This window comes from Pseudomonas sp. FSL R10-0399 (genome assembly GCF_009600165.1).
Lineage (GTDB): Bacteria > Pseudomonadota > Gammaproteobacteria > Pseudomonadales > Pseudomonadaceae > Aquipseudomonas > Aquipseudomonas helleri.
The window spans coordinates 1-20,797 of record NZ_WIWK01000077.1 but is presented as its reverse complement, the minus strand read 5'-3'; the positions used below and the strand labels follow the sequence as shown (position 1 = coordinate 20,797).

Annotated in this window: 19 protein-coding genes; 3 read left to right on the top strand and 16 right to left on the bottom strand. The window is 60.5% G+C overall.

The features are described from left to right. Positions 1–6: 6 nt before the first annotated feature. The 13 genes from icmH to tssA form a co-directional block, all read right to left on the bottom strand. Entirely contained in the window at positions 7–876 is an 870-nt protein-coding gene (gene icmH, locus GHO41_RS19895) for a type IVB secretion system protein IcmH/DotU (protein ID WP_048389388.1), read from the bottom strand. 5 nt (positions 877–881) lie between these two features. Next, positions 882–2,213, bottom strand: a complete 1,332-nt coding sequence (gene tssK / locus GHO41_RS19890; protein ID WP_153434433.1) for a type VI secretion system baseplate subunit TssK — start codon at positions 2,211–2,213, stop codon at positions 882–884. 2 nt (positions 2,214–2,215) lie between these two features. Next, positions 2,216–2,713, bottom strand: a complete 498-nt coding sequence (tssJ, locus tag GHO41_RS19885) for a type VI secretion system lipoprotein TssJ (RefSeq protein ID WP_153330177.1) — start codon at positions 2,711–2,713, stop codon at positions 2,216–2,218. 5 nt (positions 2,714–2,718) lie between these two features. Continuing rightward, positions 2,719–3,918, bottom strand: coding sequence for a type VI secretion system-associated FHA domain protein TagH (tagH, locus tag GHO41_RS19880; protein ID WP_153434432.1), 1,200 nt, complete (start codon positions 3,916–3,918; stop codon positions 2,719–2,721). A 17-nt stretch (positions 3,919–3,935) separates the two neighbouring features. Further along, on the bottom strand, positions 3,936–4,076 hold the full coding sequence (locus tag GHO41_RS19875; protein ID WP_153434431.1) for a type VI secretion protein: 141 nt from the start codon (positions 4,074–4,076) through the stop codon (positions 3,936–3,938). Positions 4,077–4,113: 37 nt separating this feature from the next. After that, on the bottom strand, positions 4,114–5,622 hold the full coding sequence (locus tag GHO41_RS19870; protein ID WP_153434430.1) for a sigma 54-interacting transcriptional regulator: 1,509 nt from the start codon (positions 5,620–5,622) through the stop codon (positions 4,114–4,116). 10 nt (positions 5,623–5,632) lie between these two features. Continuing rightward, on the bottom strand, positions 5,633–8,239 hold the full coding sequence (gene tssH, locus GHO41_RS19865) for a type VI secretion system ATPase TssH (protein WP_178126548.1): 2,607 nt from the start codon (positions 8,237–8,239) through the stop codon (positions 5,633–5,635). Positions 8,240–8,245: 6 nt separating this feature from the next. Further along, complete coding sequence (gene tssG, locus GHO41_RS19860) at positions 8,246–9,250, bottom strand: type VI secretion system baseplate subunit TssG (protein WP_048367746.1); 1,005 nt, start codon at positions 9,248–9,250, stop codon at positions 8,246–8,248. Beyond that, the gene (gene tssF, locus GHO41_RS19855; RefSeq protein ID WP_323368914.1) at positions 9,214–10,995 is read right to left on the bottom strand and encodes a type VI secretion system baseplate subunit TssF; all 1,782 of its coding nucleotides are present in this window, start codon (positions 10,993–10,995) and stop codon (positions 9,214–9,216) included. The genes tssG and tssF overlap by 37 nt, the downstream gene beginning before the upstream one ends. Before the next feature lie 74 nt (positions 10,996–11,069). Then, complete coding sequence (gene tssE / locus GHO41_RS19850; protein WP_153434428.1) at positions 11,070–11,480, bottom strand: type VI secretion system baseplate subunit TssE; 411 nt, start codon at positions 11,478–11,480, stop codon at positions 11,070–11,072. Between the two features lie 12 nt (positions 11,481–11,492). Next, positions 11,493–12,974, bottom strand: a complete 1,482-nt coding sequence (gene tssC / locus GHO41_RS19845; RefSeq protein WP_153434427.1) for a type VI secretion system contractile sheath large subunit — start codon at positions 12,972–12,974, stop codon at positions 11,493–11,495. Between the two features lie 28 nt (positions 12,975–13,002). Beyond that, positions 13,003–13,509, bottom strand: a complete 507-nt coding sequence (gene tssB, locus GHO41_RS19840) for a type VI secretion system contractile sheath small subunit (RefSeq protein ID WP_153392149.1) — start codon at positions 13,507–13,509, stop codon at positions 13,003–13,005. Between the two features lie 34 nt (positions 13,510–13,543). Continuing rightward, positions 13,544–15,094 (bottom strand): type VI secretion system protein TssA, encoded by a 1,551-nt coding sequence (tssA, locus tag GHO41_RS19835; RefSeq protein ID WP_153392151.1) that lies wholly within the window; start codon positions 15,092–15,094, stop codon positions 13,544–13,546. A gap of 409 nt (positions 15,095–15,503) precedes the next feature. Between tssA and GHO41_RS19830 the strand changes: the two genes are divergently transcribed. The 3 genes from GHO41_RS19830 (at position 15,504) to dxs (ending at position 18,661) form a co-directional block, all read left to right on the top strand. Next, on the top strand, positions 15,504–15,746 hold the full coding sequence (locus tag GHO41_RS19830) for an exodeoxyribonuclease VII small subunit (protein WP_048367754.1): 243 nt from the start codon (positions 15,504–15,506) through the stop codon (positions 15,744–15,746). Beyond that, entirely contained in the window at positions 15,743–16,630 is an 888-nt protein-coding gene (gene ispA, locus GHO41_RS19825; RefSeq protein ID WP_048367756.1) for a (2E,6E)-farnesyl diphosphate synthase, read from the top strand. Before GHO41_RS19830 ends, ispA begins: the two co-directional genes overlap by 4 nt. A gap of 132 nt (positions 16,631–16,762) precedes the next feature. Continuing rightward, positions 16,763–18,661, top strand: a complete 1,899-nt coding sequence (gene dxs, locus GHO41_RS19820) for a 1-deoxy-D-xylulose-5-phosphate synthase (protein WP_153330187.1) — start codon at positions 16,763–16,765, stop codon at positions 18,659–18,661. 87 nt (positions 18,662–18,748) lie between these two features. On the opposite strand, the gene GHO41_RS19815 is transcribed toward dxs, so the two are convergent. The 3 genes from GHO41_RS19815 to GHO41_RS19805 all read right to left on the bottom strand — a co-directional run. Next, positions 18,749–19,540 (bottom strand): cobalamin-binding protein, encoded by a 792-nt coding sequence (locus GHO41_RS19815; protein ID WP_048367760.1) that lies wholly within the window; start codon positions 19,538–19,540, stop codon positions 18,749–18,751. Next, positions 19,540–20,157 (bottom strand): GTP cyclohydrolase II, encoded by a 618-nt coding sequence (ribA, locus tag GHO41_RS19810; protein WP_048367839.1) that lies wholly within the window; start codon positions 20,155–20,157, stop codon positions 19,540–19,542. The genes GHO41_RS19815 and ribA overlap by 1 nt, the downstream gene beginning before the upstream one ends. 138 nt (positions 20,158–20,295) lie before the next feature. Continuing rightward, the coding region (locus GHO41_RS19805; RefSeq protein WP_256678805.1) for an AIR synthase-related protein at positions 20,296–20,797 on the bottom strand (502 nt) is incomplete at its 5' end.

Below are 20,797 nucleotides of genomic sequence, written 5' to 3'. Positions count from 1 at the left end.
CCCTAATTACAACTGCGCTCGTACAACCGGAGTGTCGAGCTGTTGATACGGCTGCAAGACGACGTCGCGCTGCTCGCCCAAAACCCAGGCAAAGCCCGAAAACATAACCACCAGGCATCCCGCCGTGAAGGTCGCCAGCAACCACCCCGGCACGATGCGGGTGAGGCGGTGGCGGCGTGACTTGAGCCCTTGCCAGTGCGGTGAAAGCTCACGCGCAACGTCCCCGCGCAAGTGCCGGATCTGCCGGTACAGCGCATCACGAATACCATCGAGCTCATGAATGCCGCGCTCGATGACGCGGAACTTGCCTTCAAAGCCCAAGGCCAGGCACAGGTAAATCAGCTCCAGCAGCGAGAGGTTGTACACCGGGTCTTTGCACAGCTGGTCGAGCACTTGGAAGACCTTCTCGCCGCCAAAGGTTTCGTTGTGAAAGCTGCTCAGCAGGCTCTGCTGCGACCACTCGCTTTCCTTGCCCCAGCGGGTGGTCACCACGGCCTCGTCGACCACCGTGCACAGCACGTAACGGGCTTTCATCATGTGCTGGCTGTCAACGCCCCGGCACAGGGCATTGGCCTCAAACGCCTTGATGGCGGCGGTGAGCTGCCCGTGCAGGCCCACCAGGGTGTCTGGCGAGGTGCTGTGCTTGATGTGCACCACGAACGACAGCACTTCACTGGCTGCAGCCACCAGCGGGTTAACACTGACGCTGAACGCGTCGGCAGGTTTTACTCGCGCCGAATAGATCATGCGCTCGGCAAGTTGCTCGATTTTTGGCGGGGCCTGCACGTCGGTCAGGGCTGCCGTCGCAGGCGTGTGGCCATCGCGAAAAACCATCACCGTGCTGTCATCTGTTGGGTGTTGTGAATCCGTACGCATGGCGGTCAGTTCCTGATGGCCCAAAATTGCAGTTCAAGCGCTGAAAACTCGCCCGAGACATGGAAGGCAAAGCCACCGGAGCGCTCCAGTTGCGCGAGCTCTTCGCTGCCCAGTTCGAGGATGAAATAGGTCTTGTTGGAGTGAAACGGGATCTGCCGGGGCGCCACCGGCAAGGGTTTGACCTTGAAGCCCGGCAGGTGCAGGTTGACCAGTTGGCGGATGTTTTCGACGGCCCCGACCTTGAGGTGCGCGGGTAAGCGATGGCGCAGTTCCTCGCTGTCGCAATGGGCCTGGGCGGCAAGAACAAACGAGGTAGTGGCGAGCAATGCGTGGTCGGTCAATGGCGACACCAGCACGCCGTACTGACGGCTTTCCAGCACCAGCTCCATGGCGTGTTGCTCCAGCACCATCGACAGCACCTGGCGAATCGAGTCCATCAAGCTGCGAAAACTTTCGCCCTGATTGCTGTGCTGGTAGGCGCTGCGCACCTGCGGGCGTTTGCTCTCGCTGCCAAAGGTCGCCAGGTCGCCGAGCATCGCCAGCAACGAGCAATACAACTCTTCGGGGTGCAGGTGCTCAAGGCTCAAATAGTGGCGCAACACCAGTTCGGTGCGGTTGATCAGCTGGAGCATCATAAAGTCACCGACCTCTGCCCCGCCGACCTTGCCATTGGAGCTGATGCGCTGCGCCAGCGCCTCGCCGCGATTGGCGATCATGCTGATGACTTCTTTGAGGCACGACAGCACATAGCCCGACGCATGCGCGTGAATAAAAGTCGGCACAAATTGCTCATCCAGACGGATCACGCCGTCTGAGGTGGTGTCGAGGATCTGACACACCTGCAACTTGATGCAGGCTTGATCGTTCTGTTGCTCGCCCAGCACCAGACGAAAATCCGGGCGGGCGCAACTGACCTGGCTGCTGGCGTCGTCACCGGCGTTTGAGTCGGACACTTCGATGTCGAACGCGGTGTAGCGCGCCAGCACATCGGCCTGATCCACACGGCGGGTTTCAATGTGGTTGCCGGTAACCAGGGGCAAGGCCAGGTAAACCGCCGTGTTGGCGGTGTGGCGCGGCACATCGAGGACCAATGCCTGGGTGCTGCCGCTCAGCTCAAACAGGCTACCGTCCGGCAACACACCCGCCGCCTGACTGATCACCAGTTTGCTCATATTGAGAAACTGCATGTCGATGTCCAGCCCCAGAAAGCCCCAGGTGTAGCGGCCCAGTAACTGGGTGCGAGCTTTCATTTGGTGGTGGTAATAACGGTCGCTTTGTTGGAAGTGTTGCGGGCGCAGCAACATGCCTTCGCGCCAGATAACTTTGTGTGCATTCATGCTCAATCATCCGCCTGTGCAGAGGCCCGGGCGGCGTTATGAATGCCCGCCTGATCGAGTACCAAGTGGGCCGTAGTCAAGTCACCGGCAGCCAGCGGCACTACATAGCGCCACTGCGTTTGCGGCAGGTCGCGATACGCGGCCAGCACCGCGACATAGCGGCTACCGGGCTCGACGCTTAGCTTGAGGTAGACGGTCTCGCCGGGGCGCACCTCCAGCTCTTCACTGGTGACCAGATCCGGTGAAAGCGAGGCTTTGGGCCGCTCGTACAGGCTGAAGAAATCGGCGTTCTCAAAGGCAACCGGGTGTTTGAGTTCCAGCAACCGAACCACCAGCGGCGACGGGCGGCCGTTGAGGTCGAGGTTGACCTGATCACTGGCGCTTAACGTCAGGTCGAGCTTGGTCAGGCTGGAGTACGGCGACAACGCCGAGCATCCGCCCAGCAGCCACACCGTCAGTGCCAGCAGAACGTTGCGATAAAGGGGGGTACTACGCGACATGCGCATCATCCTTGAGGGTCATTGTGGAGGGTGGAAATCATGCGCACTTGCACGTCATAGGCCTGAGCGAAATCACGCGCCAGCACGCGCTCACACCAGTCATCGTCCTGTTGCAGGGCCTGGTGATAGCGACTGAAGGCCCGCCAGCGGCTGGCCGATGTCTTGAGCCACGGCTGATAGCCATCACGCTCAAAGCGCAAGACCAATTGCTGCGGGGAGAAGTGCTCAAGACTGCTGCGGATCGCGGCACGGCTGGCGCTCAACAGCGCGACCTGATGCGCCTGTACATCCCGAAAGGCACGCCCGACCACCTGCTCGGCCGAGGGCTGATGGGGCTTTTTCGGGGCCAGCAACAGGCCTAATGCTTCGGTGGCATCCTGGCTGGAGGTGAGCGGGTTTTGCCGGGTGTCCGGAGCGGCGGTGCGGGCCAGTCGCAACTGATTTTTAAGCTCGCTGCGGGTCCACAGGCTTTGCTGCAAACCGCCGATGCTGTGCTTGAGCAAATGCGCGGCCTTGAGCGCCAGCGCTTCGCGGTCTTCACGTGTTTGATGCGCAAGGTCAACGCCCAGCACCGCACCAAACGCCAGCCAAAAGGCCTCGTCACTGAGTGGTCCCATGGCTGCAATCGGCTCGGGCAACGGCGCTTTCGGGGCTTCGATCAGATGCGGGACCCGCAGGTTTTCGTAGTCGATCCGGGCGAAGTCGACACGCTGCTCCCAGTCCGTTGGCTGGCCGGGGCGTGGCTCTGGTTCCTCGAGCACGGCAAAGACAGCGGCGGGTAGTTTGATCGGGTCGAGCGGGTCCATGGCCAAAAAAGCATCATCGGGGATGATGCTGCCCGCCGGTTGAGGGCGCCCAACCTGCTCCAGCATCGCTTGCAGCTCGTGCTCCAGTTGCGCACGCAACTGGAAGTCACCGATGTAAAACACGTCGCCATGTTCAATGCGCTGCGCCTGGCCCTTGTTCAGCCAGGCCTCGGAGCGGTTGCAGCGACTGCCGTTGGTGCTGGTGTCAGTGAAGAAAAACGTGCCGTCCCGATAGCTGATGTGCGCGTGGTAATTGGAGACGCTGCGTGTACTGTCCACGAGCGCCCACTCGCAGGCCGCATTACGCCCGATGGTGCCGCCTTGCTCGGTGAAGGTTTTGCGCATCACCTGCGCAGCGTCCCGCGACCGAGTGTCGAGCAGGTCGAATACCAGTTCCATAGTGTGGCTCCTTACGGTCACTTACCGCGATTGACCGCTTGCGGATCACCCAATGGGCGATAGCTGTTGTCGTTGAATTTGTAATTGGCGCTGCACCCACTGGCGCCGCAAAGCACGGCGACAATCAGCAACACGGCGCACCAGAGACGAGCAGTCATCAGGAGAGTCTCCACAGGCACAAAGAATGAAAGAGGCTCACGAGGCCTTCCTTTTTAGATCGTCCAAACGGATATTCAGGCGCTCCAGGCGGTACAGCAGCGTGCGCCGGGCGACGCCCAGTTCATGGGCGGCGCGGGTCTGGTTACCGGCGTTTTTGCGCAGGCAGTCGAGCAGCAACCCCCGTTCAACCTGCTCCAGACGCTCGCGCAAGTTGAGGGTGTCGGCACCGCTGGGCGCATCGCGCAACAGTGAGAAATGTTCCGGGCGCAACTCAGTGCCTTCGCACAGCAACACCGCGCGCTCCACCAGCCCTTTGAGTTCGCGCACGTTGCCGGGGAAGGCGTAGCTCGCCAGTTGCTCCAGCACCGGCTCGGACCAGAGCAGCGGCTGGCGCTGTAAAAACGCGCAGGTCTGCGCGGCAAAATGTCGGGCCAGATCGAGGATGTCGCCTTCTCGCTGACGCAAGGCCGGCAAGGTGATGGGGAATTGTGCGAGGCGGTAATACAGGTCTTCGCGAAACAGCCCCTGGCTGACCAATTGCGCCAGATCGCGATGGGTGGCGGCGATGATTCGCACATCGATTTTATGCGTGTGATTTGAGCCCAAGGGGCGGATCTCGCCCTCCTGCAACACGCGCAATAACTTGGCTTGCAACGACAGCGGCATGTCACCGATTTCGTCCAGCAGTAAGGTGCCGCCGTTGGCACTGTCAAACAGCCCGGCGCGGTCACGGTTGGCACCGGTAAAGGCGCCTTTGCGGTAACCGAACAGCTCGCTTTCCAGCAGGGCCTCCGGGAAGGCCGCGCAGTTCTGCACGATAAAGGGCCGGGCACGGCGCGAGCTGCCGTCATGAATCGCCCGGGCGACGACTTCTTTGCCGGTGCCGGTTTCGCCCATTAGCAGCACGGTGTAGGGGCTGTTCAGCACTTTGTTGATCAGGTGGTACGTCTGGCGCATGGCCCGGCTTTTGCCGATCAGCCCGCTCGTGCTGCCGGTCAGGTCTGAGGGCATTACCGAGGTGGCGTCCTGCTGATGCAAACGCAACTGCGCCCCGACAAAAGTGCCGAAGACACCAACAGAAGGCGCATAAGCCAATAGCTCTAGCGCTTGACGACTAGCGACCAGCAACACGCCGGCGACTGACTGCTGCGCATTGAGCAGCGGTACGCACAACAACGCGCGCCACGGCAGGCCCTGGCTGGGCAAAAAGCCGATGTCATACAGCCCGTCGCTGAGGTCATCGACACTGACGACCCGGTTCTGACACACGGCGAACTGCAACAGGTGCTGGCCTGCGTAATCTGTTGGCAACCCTTGTTCGCGGGGCGGTTGCACAAGCCCGTCGAGCCATTCTGCAGTCAGTTCCAGGCGCTTGTGCGTGGCATCGAGCACATACAGCTGGCTCAATTCACAGCCACTGAGTTGGGCCACGGCACGCACGCACTGACCGACCACACTGGCGCTGTCAGTGCAGCGCGCCACGCTGGCAAAGTGCTGGAGCAACGACTCGGCATACGCCAGAGGGTCCGCTACGCGAACAAACATCGGCTCCACCTTAAGCAAACTCACACAGCACATGGGCCTGCGGGTCGAGGGTGACGTGCACGCTCTTGAGGGTTTGCGCGTTGGCCATGGCGTCCAGCAAGCGGTCAGCGATCAGCGGCAGGACGTGGGTGTCGAGCAAGTAGTCGATGAGTCGCGCACCGCTGTCGCTTTGGGTGCAGCGCTCGGCCAGATGGTCGACCAGACGCTGGCAGTGGCTGAACGAAAGTTGCCGCCGCTGCAGACGCTCACCCAGGCGTTGAAGTTTGATTTCAATGAGTTCGCGCAGCACCGGCCCGCTGACCGGGTAGTACGGCACCACGCGCATGCGGGCCAGCAAGGCGGGTTTGAAGTGGTTACTGAGCACCGGACGAATGCTCTGCTCAAGGTCTTCGGCACTCGGCCGCGCACCGTTGGCGCACAAGGCGTTGATGCGGTCGCTGGCGAGGTTGGAGGTCATCAGGATCAGAGTGTTGCGAAAGTCGATCTCGCGCCCTTCGCCATCGTTGGCCACGCCTTTGTCGAAGATTTGATAGAACAGGTTGAGCACATCCGGGTCAGCCTTTTCGACCTCGTCCAGCAGCACCACGGAATACGGTTTTTGCCGCACGGCCTCGGTCAACATGCCGCCTTCGCCATAACCGACATAACCCGGCGGTGCGCCGATCAACCGCGAGACGGTGTGTTTTTCCTGGAACTCGGACATGTTGATGGTGGTGATAAAGCGCTCACCGCCGTACAGCAGGTCGGCCAGAACCAGGGCCGTTTCGGTTTTGCCGACGCCGCTCGGGCCCACCAGTAGGAACACACCCACCGGCGCATCCGGCTTGTTGAGGCCCGCCGCCGTGGCGCGCATGGAGCGGTCCAGCGCATGAATGGCCTGGTCCTGGCCACGAATACGCGCGCTTAAATCGGCGCCGAAACTGCTGACCTTGGCGCTGTGCTCGCGGGCCAATTGCGACACGGGCACGCCGGTCCAGGCGCTGATGACTTCTGCGACCAGACGCGGGCACACTTCAAAACTGACCAGCCGCTCAAGGCCGTGGGCTTCGCTCAGGGCAGCGTGGGTGAGGTTGAGCTGCGCCTCCAGTGAGGGCACGCTGTGCTCGTTGTCAGGGTCAAGGTTCGGTTCGCTAGCCTCTCGGGCCTGAGCCAGTTGTTGGCGCAGCGCCAGCAAGCGTTCGGCCAAGGTGCGTTGCTTAACCCAGCGTGCTTCAAGGGCAAGCTGCTCGCTCTCGGCTTCGATCAAGCGCGCTTCCAGCGTCAGCAGCTGCGCGTGATCAATCAACAAACCGGCTTCGGCGTCACGGCGCATGGCCTGACGTTGGCGCCCGCCTTCAGCCAGTTCACCGCGCAGTTGCTCAAGCTTTTGCGGCGCGGCGGCCAAGCTGATGCGCACGCGGGCGCAGGCGGTATCGAGCACATCGACGGCTTTGTCCGGGAGCTGACGCCCGGCCAGATAACGGGCCGACAATTGCGCGGCGGCCACTACCGCGTCGTCACGCAAATAAATACCGTGGCTCTTTTCATACACGTGGGCCAGGCCACGCAGAATGGTCACCGCCTCAGTGACGGTAGGCTCATGCAGTTGCACCGGCTGAAAACGTCGGGCGAGCGCCGGGTCTTTTTCGAAGTATTTTTTGTACTCACCCCACGTGGTGGCTGCAATGGTACGCAACTCGCCACGGGCCAATGCGGGCTTGAGCAGGTTGGCCGCATCGGACCCTCCGGCGTTGCCACCGGCGCCGATCAAGGTGTGGGCTTCGTCGATAAACAGAATGATCGGCTTGGGCGAGGCTTTGACTTCGTCGATGACGCCTTTAAGACGGCGTTCGAATTCACCTTTAACGCTGGCCCCGGCTTGCAGCAGGCCCATGTCCAGCGACAGCAGTTCAACCCCAAGCAGCACCGGCGGTACTTCACCGGCGGCGATGCGCGAGGCCAGGCCTTCAACAATGGCGGTTTTACCCACACCGGCTTCGCCCACCACAATCGGGTTGTTTTTGCGCCTGCGGGCGAGGATGTCGATCATCTGGCGGATCGCGTCATCGCGGCACAACACCGGGTCAAGTTTCCCGGCCCGCGCCTGCTCCGTCAGGTTGTGGGTAAAGCGCGGCAATAACGCCTCGCCCGACGCAGGAGCGCGGTCGCTGGCGGGTTGTGCTTGTTGCGACAGGGCAAAGCCTTTGAGGCGTTCGATATCGAGCTGGGCCAGCAGGGTTTGATAGCCGCTCCCGGCATAACGCAGCGGGTTGCGCAACAAGGCGAGAATCAAGGCGGCCTGATCAATCTGGGTCTGCCCCAGTTCAAGGCTGGCGACCAGCAGCGCATCTTGCAGCCATTGCACCAGTTCCGGCGCAAACACCGGGTTGCGTGAGGCGCTGTTTTCACTGCGCGGCTGCAAGGCAGCGCTCAAGTGGCCCGCATCGATGGCGGCGTCTTGCAGCGCACGTGCGAGCAAGCCTTGCGGTCGCTCCAGCAGTTGCAGCAGCAGGTCTTCTACCAATACCTGGCTCGCGCCACGTGCTACACAGCGTTCGGCACTGCCCTCAAGGTCGCGCCGGGTGTCGGCGTCGAGTGCCTGTATCAGTTGTTGCAGGTCTACGTTGATCATGGCCATTGCTCCTTAATGTGCTTTACCCAGGGTGACGACGCCGTCCGCGTATTCGCGGCCCAGCCAACTGGTCCATCCGAGTCGGCAGGGGTTGTGCTCGGCAATGCGCAGCTCACGGATTTCTTCGTGGCGCAGCACCAGCCGGATGTCGTACTCCAGCGGATCACGCAGGGTGAAGCGCACCAGCGCACACAGCGGCTGATACCCCGTGCCGATCGGCAGAAGTTCATGAAAACGGTCCCAACTCAGTTGGCGGATGTGGATGCGAAACTTGCCGCTGCAATCGCGAACGCGCTCGCCCAGCACCAGGCTTTCACTCAGTTGATGATTGCCGCGCCCAAGGGCGTTGCGCTGTTCCTGGAGAATCTCGACGCGGCGCTCGATGCACTGCTCAATCGTCAGCTCGGCGTGCTTGAAGTAGTAACGCAGCACGGACTCGATCAGGGCGGCCGAATGCGCGCGCAAACTCAACAAGCCGAGGTAGGGCAGCAGGCGCTTCCAGTTCAACTCTTGAGCGTCGCGGATGGTCTGGCCACCCAGCCCGATGAGGGCAAACAAGTGGCTGGAAAACGGATCGTTGGCGCCACTTTCGAATCGGGCGCGATAGCGGTACTTGCGCCAGATGGGCAGCAGCAGCCGTTGCAAGCGGTGGTTGAACAGGTCCAGAAACTGCCGTGTGGTGTTCTGCGCGTCGCCGTCGCCCAGCGCTTGCTCGCCATAAAACGCCGGCAATGGCGAAGCGGAGCCCACCAGGCCCATCAAGTTGAAACGCAGCCGCGCACGGCGTTGCCCGTGCTCGACAAAGAACTCCACCGCATCAACGTCGCAGCCCGGAAACCCCAGGCTCGGGTTGGCCACAAACTCCACCCGGTCGTAGAGCTCGTCTTCGCTGATGTCGGTGTTGCCGTCACGCAGGCGATCAATAACCAGCAGCACGGCCTGAAACAGCGAGTACTCCCGGACAGTGCGCGCCAACACGCTCAGAGCAGGGGCTGCAGGCCCATGCGGGGTGTCCATTGGTAGGTCTCTCCCTGTGTGCTGTGGACCCGCAGTTCGTGGTACGAATTGAGGCTGGCGTAAAGCGCGAAAAACTCGTTGAGCACCGAGGCAAATACAAACAGGTCGCCATCGCCGACATAGCCCTGGGTATCAACGGTCAGTTCGGTGCGCAGGCCACGCAGCGGCAAGCCGCGGTGCAGGCGGTCAACGTGCTCATGACGGATCGACTTGAGGCCGTTGAGCAGGTTTTTACTGACCCGCTCGGCGTGCTCGTCGTAGTAGCGCGGCAAGTCGTAGGTTTCGAGGATCACCTTCAGGGCATCCACATTGGCCAGCGACAGGTAGTTGAGTGACATGTTGCTGATCAGCTTCCAGAGGAAGTCGCGGTTGAGCGGCGGTGCGTAGCTGGGCGTCACCGGCCCGATGTTGCGAAACACCAGAAATTCGGGCGTCCCTTCGCAGGGCAGACAGATATCCCCTTGGCCAAGGCGCCGGGGCAGGTTCTGATTGGTGCACGTCAGCTCAATGGACAGGGTTTCGCCCGCTTCGGGCTGGCGGGTGCCAAAACTGAGGTAGGTGTCGAGCCCTTCATGCAGCAACGCTGTACGCTGGCGAACGCTGTAATGCGTTTGCTCGACCGCCACATCAAAACTGGGGTCGTGTTCGAATGATTCGAACGGCACATACCGCTGGGAACCCGTGCCGTCGACGCGCCAGCCGGTCACGCTGTCTACCGAGAACACCGCGCAGTGTTCAAGCGCCAGCCGTGAGGGCATCAGCAGGTATTCGTCTTGTTTGCCGTCCAGACGCACGGGCATGGCGTCGTGCTGGAACAGGTTGACGATGGGCGTGCAATAGAGCTTCACGTTGTCCAGCGTCGGGCGCAGGCGCTGGGCGTTGCTCTGGCGAATATCAAAGCGCAACTCCAGACCGCGCACCTGCTTGAGGGTGTCTTCAGGCAGCGTGCTCAGGCGCTCCAGACCGCTGAGGTCAACGAACAGAAACTTGTCCTGAAAGGCGAAGTATTCCTGCAAGTAGCGGTAGCCGCGAAAGGTGTTCAGCGGGTAAGGGATCAAGGACTCTTCTTCGGCAAACCCCACTGGTTGTACGCAAGTGGGCGCCAGGGTGAACGCCGGGTTTTCGTCGGCCTCCAGGGCTTTTCCGTTGCCATCGAGCGGCACCACAGTGACGCCGTGCAGATGGCGCAACAAGCCGAGGTAAAGCATTTGGCTGACGTAGCGCTCACCCGCCAGGTGCAATCGCAAACGGCTCAGCGCCAGCTCGCCCAAATGACCGTCACAGGTCATGTTCAAACGCAGGCTGAGCAGCGTGCCTTGGGCGTTGACCGAGTGTTTCAGCTCAACCAGGGCCAATGGCAGCACGTCTGTCGGGTAGCAGGTTCTGAACTGGCAACTCACGCCGTCAATCGGCTTGCTCGCCACCCGGGTTTCGCGCTCGACCCGCAGCGCCGGGCCCGGACGGTCCAGCGGGTCGAACTGCAACAGGCTGAATGCCGGCAGTGGCCGCATGTAATTGGGCCATAGCAGGTGCATCAGCGAATGGCTCAGTTCGGGGAGCTCATCGTCCAGCTTCTGGCGCAGGCGCCCGGTTAAAAAAGCAAACCCTTCAAGCAACCGCTCGACGTCAGGATCACGCCCGGCCTGGCCCAAAAATGGCGCCAACGCAGGACTACGCTCAGCGAAGCGGCTGCCCAACTGGCGCAATGCAGTGAGTTCGCTTTGGTAGTAATGGTTAAAGGACACGGCGCTACCTGTTAGTTGTCGACGGCACGAAATACGGGAAACACATAGGGGTTGAACGTCACGCGTGTCGGGCTTTAAGTCCCGACCCTGACCTGGCCACTGCCATCCAGGTGCGCGGTGAAACTGACCTGACGCTTGGTGCCCGCCACGTCCAGCCAGCCGTCGAGACTAAAGGCGAGCCGCAGCGGGTCGCCGTCTCGGGGCAAGGCGCTGACGCGGACCTGGCTCAGACGCGGTTCATAGCGTTCAATAAAAAATTCGATGGCCTCGCGCGCCTGGGTCAGCGCGTCATGCAGGCTCAAACGCATGTTGTTCAAATCGGGCAGGCCGTAGTCGGGCAGCGTTTGCACGCTGCCCGCCCGGGTGCTGAGCATTTTTGCCAAGTGGGCAGCCACGGACGCCTGGGCGCAGGCAACGGGGCTCAAGCCCCGGCGTTTATCCACATCGCCCGCCAGGCGTTCAAAAAGGCTGCCATATGCGCTCATGCCCGGCTCCCGTTACTCTTTTTCCATCTTGCCGACCAGCGACAAGGTGAAGTCAGCCCCCATGTACTTGAAGTGCGGGCGCACGTTCAGGCTGACGCGGTACCAGCCAGGCTCGCCTTCAACGTCGCTGACGGTGATATGGGCGGCACGCAAAGGGCGACGGCCACGGACTTCGGCGGCAGGGTTTTCCTGGTCGGCAACGTACTGGCGGATCCACTTGTTGAGCTCAAGCTCCAGGTCGGTACGCTCTTTCCACGAACCCAACTGCTCGCGCTGCAATACCTTGAGGTAATGCGCCAGGCGGTTGACGATCATCATGTAGGGCAGTTGCGTCCCGAGTTTGTAGTTCAGCTCGGCATTCTTGCCTTCAGCGCTGATGCCGAAGAACTTGGGTTTTTGTACCGAGTTGGCCGAGAAGAAGAAGAACGCGGCGTTGTCGCTGCCTTTGCGCATGGTCAGGGAGATGAAACCTTCCTCGGCCAGTTCGTATTCGCGGCGGTCAGAGACCAGAACTTCGGTGGGGATCTTGGTTTCGATTTCGCCCATGCTTTCGAAGTGGTGCAGGGGCAGGTCTTCAACCGCGCCGCCGCTTTGCGGGCCGATGATGTTCGGGCACCAGCGGAACTTGGCAAAACTGTCGGTGAGCCTGGAAGCGAAGGTGTAGGCGGTGTTGCCCCACAGGTAGTGCTCGTGGCTGTTGGCAACGGTTTCTTTATAAACGAACGACTTGACCGGGTTTTCTTCTGGGTCATACGGGTTGCGCAGCAAGAAGCGCGGCACGGTCAGCGCCATGTAGCGCGAATCTTCGGACTCGCGAAAGCTCTGCCATTTGGCAAATTGCGGGCCGCAGAAGTGGTCTTTCAGGTCTTTAAGGTTTGGCATGCCAGTAAAGCTTTCGAGGCCGAAAAACTTCGGCCCGGCGGCGGCAATGAATGGCGCGTGGGACATGCACGAAACGCTGGACACGTACTGCATCAATTTGACGTCCGGCGAGCTTGGGGTCATGAAGTAGTTGGCGATGATGGCGCCCACCGGCTCACCACCGAACTGCCCGTATTCAGCGGTGTACACATGTTTATAGAGGCCCGATTGCATGACCTCGGGCGAGTCTTCGAAGTCGTCCAGCAGGTCTTCTTTCGAGACGTTGAGGATTTCGATCTTGATGTTTTCGCGAAAGTTGGTGCGATCAACCAACAACTGCAAGCCACGCCACGCGGACTCCAGCGACTGGAAGGACGGGTGGTGGAGGATTTCGTCCATCTGGTTGCTGAGCTTGGCGTCAATCTCGGCAATCATGCGATCAACCAGGGCTTTTTTGACCGGCTCGCCCTGGTTTTGCGGTTTCAGCAGTTCTTCGATAAACGCCGCTACGCCGCGCTTGGCGATGCCATAGGCGTCGTCTTCGGGTGTGAGTCGGGTTTGCGCGATGATGTCGTCCAGAACGCTGTAAGAAGTGCTTTTATCGTCTTTAAGTTGTGCGGCGCTGCTGCTCATTGTGTGGCTTCCTTGACTGATGGGGGGCTCAAACGTCCGTTGCCGGAGCGACAAGCAGATCCAGTTCGCTCAGTATCCGAGCGCGTGAGACGTCGTCGGCCAGGACGCCTTCAATCGCCTTGCGAAAGCTCGGCGCGTTGCCCAATGGGCCTTTAAGTGCGACCAGGGCATCACGCAGCTCCATCAGTTTTTTCAGTTCAGGGATTTGCTCCACCAGGCTCGCCGGGTTGAAGTCCTTCATCGCGCTGACGCGCAGCGCAATCGCCAGCTCATCGGTGCTGTCTTCGCCGTGCAAGCGGTTGGGCACATTCAGGGCCAGCTCCAGCCCTTGCTTGGAAAGCACTTCATCGAAGGTCATTTTGTCGATGGCAATAGGCTTGCGGTCTTCAAGCTTTCGCCCGTCAAAGCGCTGGATATAGTCACCCATCACCAACAGCTTCAAAGGCAGTTCGATCTCTTCTTGAGCCCCGCCAGTCGCGGGTTTGAACGTGATGTTGATCCGTTCCTTGGGGGCTACCGAGCTTTCTTTGGCCATGATGTTTTTCCTTGCGTGTGTGTGGCCCTGAGGCCTATTCGAGTACCACTTCAAGATCGAGGTGGCACAACCTGCGATACATCTCGTCCTTGCGTTCTCGCACTTCGTGGTTCTGCGGCAAGAGCTCGCAGCAGCGATGTAAAAGACGCAAAACTTCAAGCACCAGATCCGGCTCCCAGGCCTGTAAGCCTGAGCGGTGTAGGACCTCATCGAGCATTTCGAGCTGGGTTTTGGCGAGTTCGTATTTCTTGGCGTGGAAGCACAACCGGGCGAGGGTCAACTGCCAAAAAAACCGCACCCGCTCGCCGTGGGCGCTACTGGATCCGCGCTTGAGCCACTGCACAGCGGGTTTGAAACCGCTGACTCGCAGCAGCTCTTGCGCTTCATCGAGGGCCAAGTCCCAGGCCGGGCGTACAGTCGCGACCAGCGCTTCGGGCTCGCTTCGGCTCAGGTGCGGCAGCACCTGTGCGTCGATCCAGGCGCGGGTCTGCGGGTCGGCAAACGCGGTGCCGTCACTGAAACGCAATTCGACCAGGCCCGGCAGTCGTTGCAGGAGCAAGGCGAAATGGACCTCCACCTCGCGCATGGCCGACTCGGCTTTAAGGGCGCTCAGGCATTCCCAGACCAGGCGCTGGCCGTCGAACCAAAACGGTGATTTGGCAACGCTGGCTTCAAGCTCCACCAGCAAATCGGCAAACTGCCCCTGGGTGAAACGGTCCGCGTAGCTGTTGAGCTTGTCGGCCGGGATGCCGCGCAGCGGGGTAATCAGCTCGCCATTGCGCTCGGGCAGGAGTTCTACGGCCAGCCACGTCAGCACGCGGTTCAGGCGTAGCGCTCGCAGGTCGGTGGCTTTCTGTTTTAGCCACCAGCCGCACAAGGCCCGGGCGCTGTCCTGTTGCTGACGCAAGGCCTTGTGAGCGTCTTTTTCGTTGTCGATGAGCGTATTGGGCTCGATCAACTGTGTGGCCACGTGCCTGACCTGCGCCACCGCCGTGGCAATAACGCCCTTCTCGGGCTGGCTGTCGACGGCCCGCTGGACCATTCGGGCCAGTCGACGGCAAATCGGCAGCAACAGCGGCACGTCATCGCCCAAATGCTTGGCCAGCGCGCTTTCCAGCGCCAGCAACAGCTCAACCATGTGCTGGAACAGCGGCAGTTGTTCTTTAATCGGCACGTTTTCGTTAAGGGCCCGATCAAGGCGCCCTACCAGCCAACTGATGGCGGCGGCACGGGTGCGCAACTTGGTCGGGTAGACCAGCGCCCAGCGCTCCGTACACAGGTGGTGCAACAACCCCAGGCCCGCCAGCAACCCCGGGAACGATTCGCGCTGATAAAGCGCCCAGGTCAGCCAGACGGCGGCACGCAGGTCCTTGGACTGATCACGCAACATCGCCTCGCTTTGCTCATGCACCACGTACCAGTCGATCTGGTTGTTTTCTGACATCGACTGCGACTTGCCGATTTCTCGCTCAAGGGCTTCGAACTGGTTCGAAAAGCGCGCGTCATTGCCCGCAAAGCTATCCTTGAACACCGGTGTTTTGCCCAGCTCGATGAGGCGGGCAAATAATTGGCTGGAATACGTCATGACAGCACGCCGCCCACTGCAGTGGGCACCACGTACGTCATAGAGGTATCAAGGGGGAGGATCACAGCGCATTACCGATTCCATTCAAGTGGCGAAACCTTATGTGAATGGAAAAGGGAAAAATGTCAGACGTTTCCTCAATAGGCCGCGAAATGTCTTCGCTTAAAAAAAGGTAAAGAAATCGCCTCACACACGCGTTACGAAACCTGACATACCAAGGATTTGGACTACACCCAAACAGTCAGCTCTGACACGAACGGTTGAAAAAATCGCCTTATACATGTCGACTAAAGTCATGCAGTTAACAGATTCACCTTTCATGGCAGTGGCTTAAACTGCCGCCTTATTTGCCCCAAAACCTGCTGTCTGCTAGTGTCAGCCGGTTTTAACGCCTACCGAGAATGCCGCCATGGCCCGCAAAAAAGCTTCCCTGGATTTCGAGCAGTCCCTCGCCGACCTGCAAACATTGGTCGAGCGCCTGGAAAACGGCGAACTGTCACTGGAAGACTCATTGACCGCCTTTGAACAAGGCATTCGTCTGACCCGTGATTGCCAGGGCGCGCTGGCGCAAGCGGAGCAGAAAGTCCAAATTTTGCTTGAGCGCGATGGTGAGCTCGCTCAAGAGCCTTTTGATGCGGAACAGCCAGAATGATTGATGCCTACCAGACCAGCAGCCAGGCACGCGTCAACGCGGCACTTGAGCGCTTGTTTGTCGCTCCTGCCCCGGAGTTGGCCCGTCTGTACGAGGCCATGCGTTACAGCGTGATGAATGGTGGCAAACGGGTTCGACCGCTATTGGCCTATGCCGCTTGCGAAGCGCTGGGCGCGGCCCCCGAACAAGCCAATGGCGCGGCGTGCGCGGTGGAGCTGATCCACGCCTATTCGCTGGTGCATGATGATTTGCCGGCCATGGACGATGATGATTTGCGCCGCGGTCAGCCGACCACCCACAAGGCGTTTGATGAAGCCTGCGCCATTCTGGCCGGTGACGGCCTGCAAAGCCTGGCGTTCAGCGCCCTGCTCGACCCGACGCTGACCACTCTGGATGCCGAAACACGTTTGCGCATGGTCAATGGCCTGGCATTCGCGGCGGGCCCTGCCGGCATGGTTGGCGGGCAAGCCATCGACTTGGGCTCGGTGGGGCTGAAACTGGATCAGGCTGCGCTGGAATACATGCACCGCCACAAGACCGGCGCCCTGATTGAAGCCAGCGTACAGCTGGGTGCACTGGCCAGCGGCCAGGCAACGGATGACAATTTGCAGGCGTTGAGCGTTTATGCCCGGGCCATTGGCTTGGCGTTTCAGGTCCAGGACGACATTCTGGACGTTGAAAGTGACACCGCAACCCTGGGCAAACGCCAAGGCGCCGACATTGCACGGGATAAACCGACCTACCCGGCACTGATGGGTCTGGAGCGGGCCAAAAGCTATGCGCTGGAGCTGCGTGATCAGGCGCTCAATGCCCTGCGACCTTTTGATGCAGCAGCAGAACCTTTGCGAGAACTGGCGCGTTATATCGTGGATCGCCGCCACTAATACGGTGACAAATAGATATTTCGCACAACGAGTAATGCCAAGGTCTGACTAACGAATGTCACACTGCGTGGGCAGCTTACGTTCCATAAGGTAAACTGCCGCCTCTTTTATATACCTATAACGATTCGCCTGATGCCAACGACGTTTCAAGATTTTCCCCGCAAGCGCCCGACTACGCCCCTGCTCGACCGAGCGGGCACGCCTGTTGGCCTGCGCAGATTAGCCGAAGCCGAGCTGGAAACCCTGGCCGATGAGTTGCGCCTGGAGTTGCTCTATACCGTTGGCCAGACAGGCGGGCACTTTGGTGCCGGGCTTGGGGTCATTGAGCTGACCATCGCGCTGCACTACGTCTTCGACACCCCGGATGACCGGCTGGTGTGGGACGTGGGTCATCAGGCGTATCCGCACAAAATCCTCACCGGCCGTCGCGATGAAATGGCGACGTTGCGCCAAAAGGACGGCATTGCGGCCTTCCCGCGCCGCTCCGAAAGTGAGTACGACACCTTTGGCGTCGGCCATTCCAGCACCTCGATCAGCGCTGCGCTGGGCATGGCCATTGCCGCCCGCCTGCAAAACAGCGAGCGCAAGGCCATTGCAGTGATTGGCGACGGCGCACTGACGGCGGGCATGGCCTTTGAGGCGCTGAACCACGCGCCCGAAGTGAATGCCAACATGTTGGTGATCCTCAACGACAACGATATGTCGATTTCGCGCAATGTCGGCGGTTTGTCCAACTACCTGGCCAAAATCCTGTCGAGCCGTACCTACGCCAGCATGCGCGAAGGCAGCAAAAAAGTGCTGTCACGCCTGCCGGGCGCCTGGGAAATTGCCCGCCGCACCGAAGAGTACGCCAAGGGCATGCTGGTCCCCGGCACCCTGTTCGAAGAGTTGGGCTGGAACTACATCGGGCCGATTGATGGCCACGACCTGCCGACCTTGATCGCCACGCTGCGTAACATGCGTGACCTCAAAGGCCCGCAGTTCCTGCACATCGTCACCAAGAAAGGCAAAGGTTTCGCCCCGGCTGAAGCCGACCCGATTGGTTACCACGCGATCACCAAGCTTGAGCCGCTGGACGCACCGAAAGTCGCGCCCAAGGTTGCCAGCGGACCGAAGTACTCGGCCGTGTTTGGCGAGTGGCTGTGTGACATGGCAGCGGCCGATGAGCGTCTGGTCGGCATTACTCCGGCCATGAAAGAAGGCTCGGACCTGATCAAGTTCAGCGAGCAGTACCCGTCGCGCTACTTCGATGTGGCGATTGCCGAGCAGCACGCGGTCACGTTTGCCGCCGGTATGGCCTGTGAAGGCGCCAAACCCGTGGTGGCGATTTATTCGACGTTCTTGCAGCGTGGTTACGACCAGTTGGTGCATGACGTCGCGGTGCAGAACCTGGACGTGCTGTTTGCCATCGACCGTGCCGGTCTGGTGGGCGAAGACGGCCCGACCCACGCCGGCAGCTACGACCTGTCTTACCTGCGTTGCATCCCGGGCATGGTCATCATGACCCCGAGCGATGAGAACGAACTGCGCAAAATGCTCACCACCGGCCACCTGTACAACGGCCCGGCGGCAGTACGTTACCCGCGCGGCACCGGCCCTGACGCAGCAATCGAGAAGACTCTTGAGCCGCTGGAAATCGGCAAAGGCATCGTGCGCCGTCAAGGCAGCAAGGTGGCAATCCTGGTATTTGGCGTGCAATTGGCCGAAGCCCTGCGAGTGGCTGAAAAGATCGACGCGACCGTGGTCGACATGCGTTTTGTGAAGCCGATGGACGAAGCCTTGGTACGCGAAATGGCTGACAGCCATGAGCTGCTGGTGACCATCGAAGAAAACGCCATCATGGGTGGCGCAGGCGCGGCGGTCAGTGAGTTCCTGGCCCGTGAAAACGTGCTGAAGTCGGTGCTGCACCTGGGCTTGCCGGACATTTATGTCGAGCACGCCAAACCGAGCCAGATGCTGGCTGAATGCGGCCTGGATGAAGCCGGCATCGAAGCCTCGGTTCGCCAGCGGATGCAGTTGCTGGGCCTCTAAGCCCACCCGGATCGACTGTAGGAGCGAGCTTGCCTCGCGATCTTTTAAAGATCAAAAGATCGCGAGGCAAGCTCGCTCCTACAGGGATCAGGGGGCGATCTGCTCGCACAACCTGCCGGTTGCTTGCACCATTTGCCCGCTCGGGCGCTCAAGACCTTTATCACTCAACAGCACTAAACGCCCGTGTTTGACCGCATCCAGTTGCGGCCAGGCTTTCCAGGCGTCGAGTTGCGCCTGGGTGCTCGCAATGATCATTTGTGGATTGCGCTGCAATACCGACTCGACGCTGACTTGCGGGGCCGGGAGTTTGAGGTCGGCAAACACGTTACTCGCCCCGCACACGGCCAACGCATCGCTGATGATTTGCCCACCGCCCAAGGTGTAGAGCGGTTGATCCCAGACTTGGTAAAAGACCCGCAGCGGCTTGTCACGGTGGTAGCGGGTACGTAACTCAGCCAGACGCGTGCGCAGTTGATCAGCCAGTTCCTGACCGCGTTCCGGGCGCCCCAAGGCGACGGCAAGGGTCTGGATCTGCTCAATCAGTTGATCAAGGGTTTGAGGGTCGGCGGTGTAGGTCGGGATGTTGAAGCGGTGCAGTTGCTCGCGCTGGGCTACGCCCACGCTACCCGGCCAGAGCAGGACCAAGTCGGGTTGCAGGCTGAGTAAACGCTCGATGTTTAATTGGCCATAGCGACCCACAGAGGGCACAGCGACCAGTTCGGGAAGTGACTCGCCAGCGTCGAGGCGCCCGACCAGCAGGTCGGTGGCCCCCAGTTCAACGACGATTTCAGACAGCGATGGCGCCAGACTGATCACTCGGCTGGCGCCCATGCAGGGTAAACCCACGGCCAGCAACAGGATTGCCAGCCAGTAGTGCATCACGCCGGATCTGTCTCGCCTTGGTGCTGGTTGCCCATCATGTGCCCAAGCTTATTGGCTTTGGTTGCCAGGTACAGTTTGTTGTGCGGGTTGTGCCCGGTGTGCAGCGGCACACGCTCCGCCACGGTGATGCCCATGTCGGTCAAGGCTTTGACCTTGCGCGGGTTGTTGGTCATCAGGCGCAGCGAATTGACACCCAAGTGCTCAAGCATCGGCAGGCAGATGGCGTAATCGCGCTGATCCGCAGCAAAGCCCAGACGCTCGTTGGCTTCAACGGTGTCGGCACCGCCATCTTGCAGTGCGTAAGCGCGCACTTTGTTCAACAGACCAATGCCACGGCCTTCCTGACGCAGGTACAGCAACACGCCACGACCTTCGCGGGCGATGGCCTGCAAAGCGGCTTCCAGTTGTGAGCCGCAATCACAGCGCTGGCTGAACAAGGCATCGCCGGTCAGGCATTCGGAGTGCACCCGGCCTAATACCGGAGCACCGTCTGCCACGTCGCCCAAACTGAGCACAACGTGTTCACGACCCGTGGCTTGCTCTAAAAAGCCATGCATGGTGAATTCGGCAAAGGGGGTTGGGAGCTTGCAAGCAGCAACGAAAACGACGGGCACCATGTGCTCCTGATCAGTTTGAGGACTGGAAATTCGCAGAGTCGACATTGTAACAGGACGTTCCTACAGACGCTTAGGCTGAATTATCGGAGATAAATATCAAAAAGTTTGATAGCTCAGGCCCCGCGAACCTTCACATCACCCGTGAAAGTGCTGGTAACCACGGATTGCCGGGGTGATGTCCTGACCGTGCTCGTCGACAAGGCTGACGCCCTGCCCTTCAATGACGCGGCCGATGACGTGGATCGGCCAGCCGTCAGCGAGCAATGTCGGCAGTTCAACGGCTGGCAAGGTAAAGGCCAGCACGTAATCGTCACCGCCGCTCAAGGCCGCTTTTTGCGCGCCCGCATCCCCCAAAAACTCTTGCAGGGCCAGCGACATCGGCACGCGGTCATTTTCGATCTGCAGGCCCACACGCGAAGCCAGTGCAATATGCCCGCAGTCCGCCAAAAGACCGTCTGAAATATCCAGGGCAGAGGTCGCTTTGCCGCGCAGGGCCTGGCCCAGGGCAAATTGCGGTTGCGGTGACCAGTAATGCGCCAGCAAAGGCTCGGCAATTGCCGGGGCAGCGCTGCATTGGCCCAGGACCAGCGGCAATGCGCCCGCTGCATTGCCCAGCTCACCGCCCACGCATAGCAAG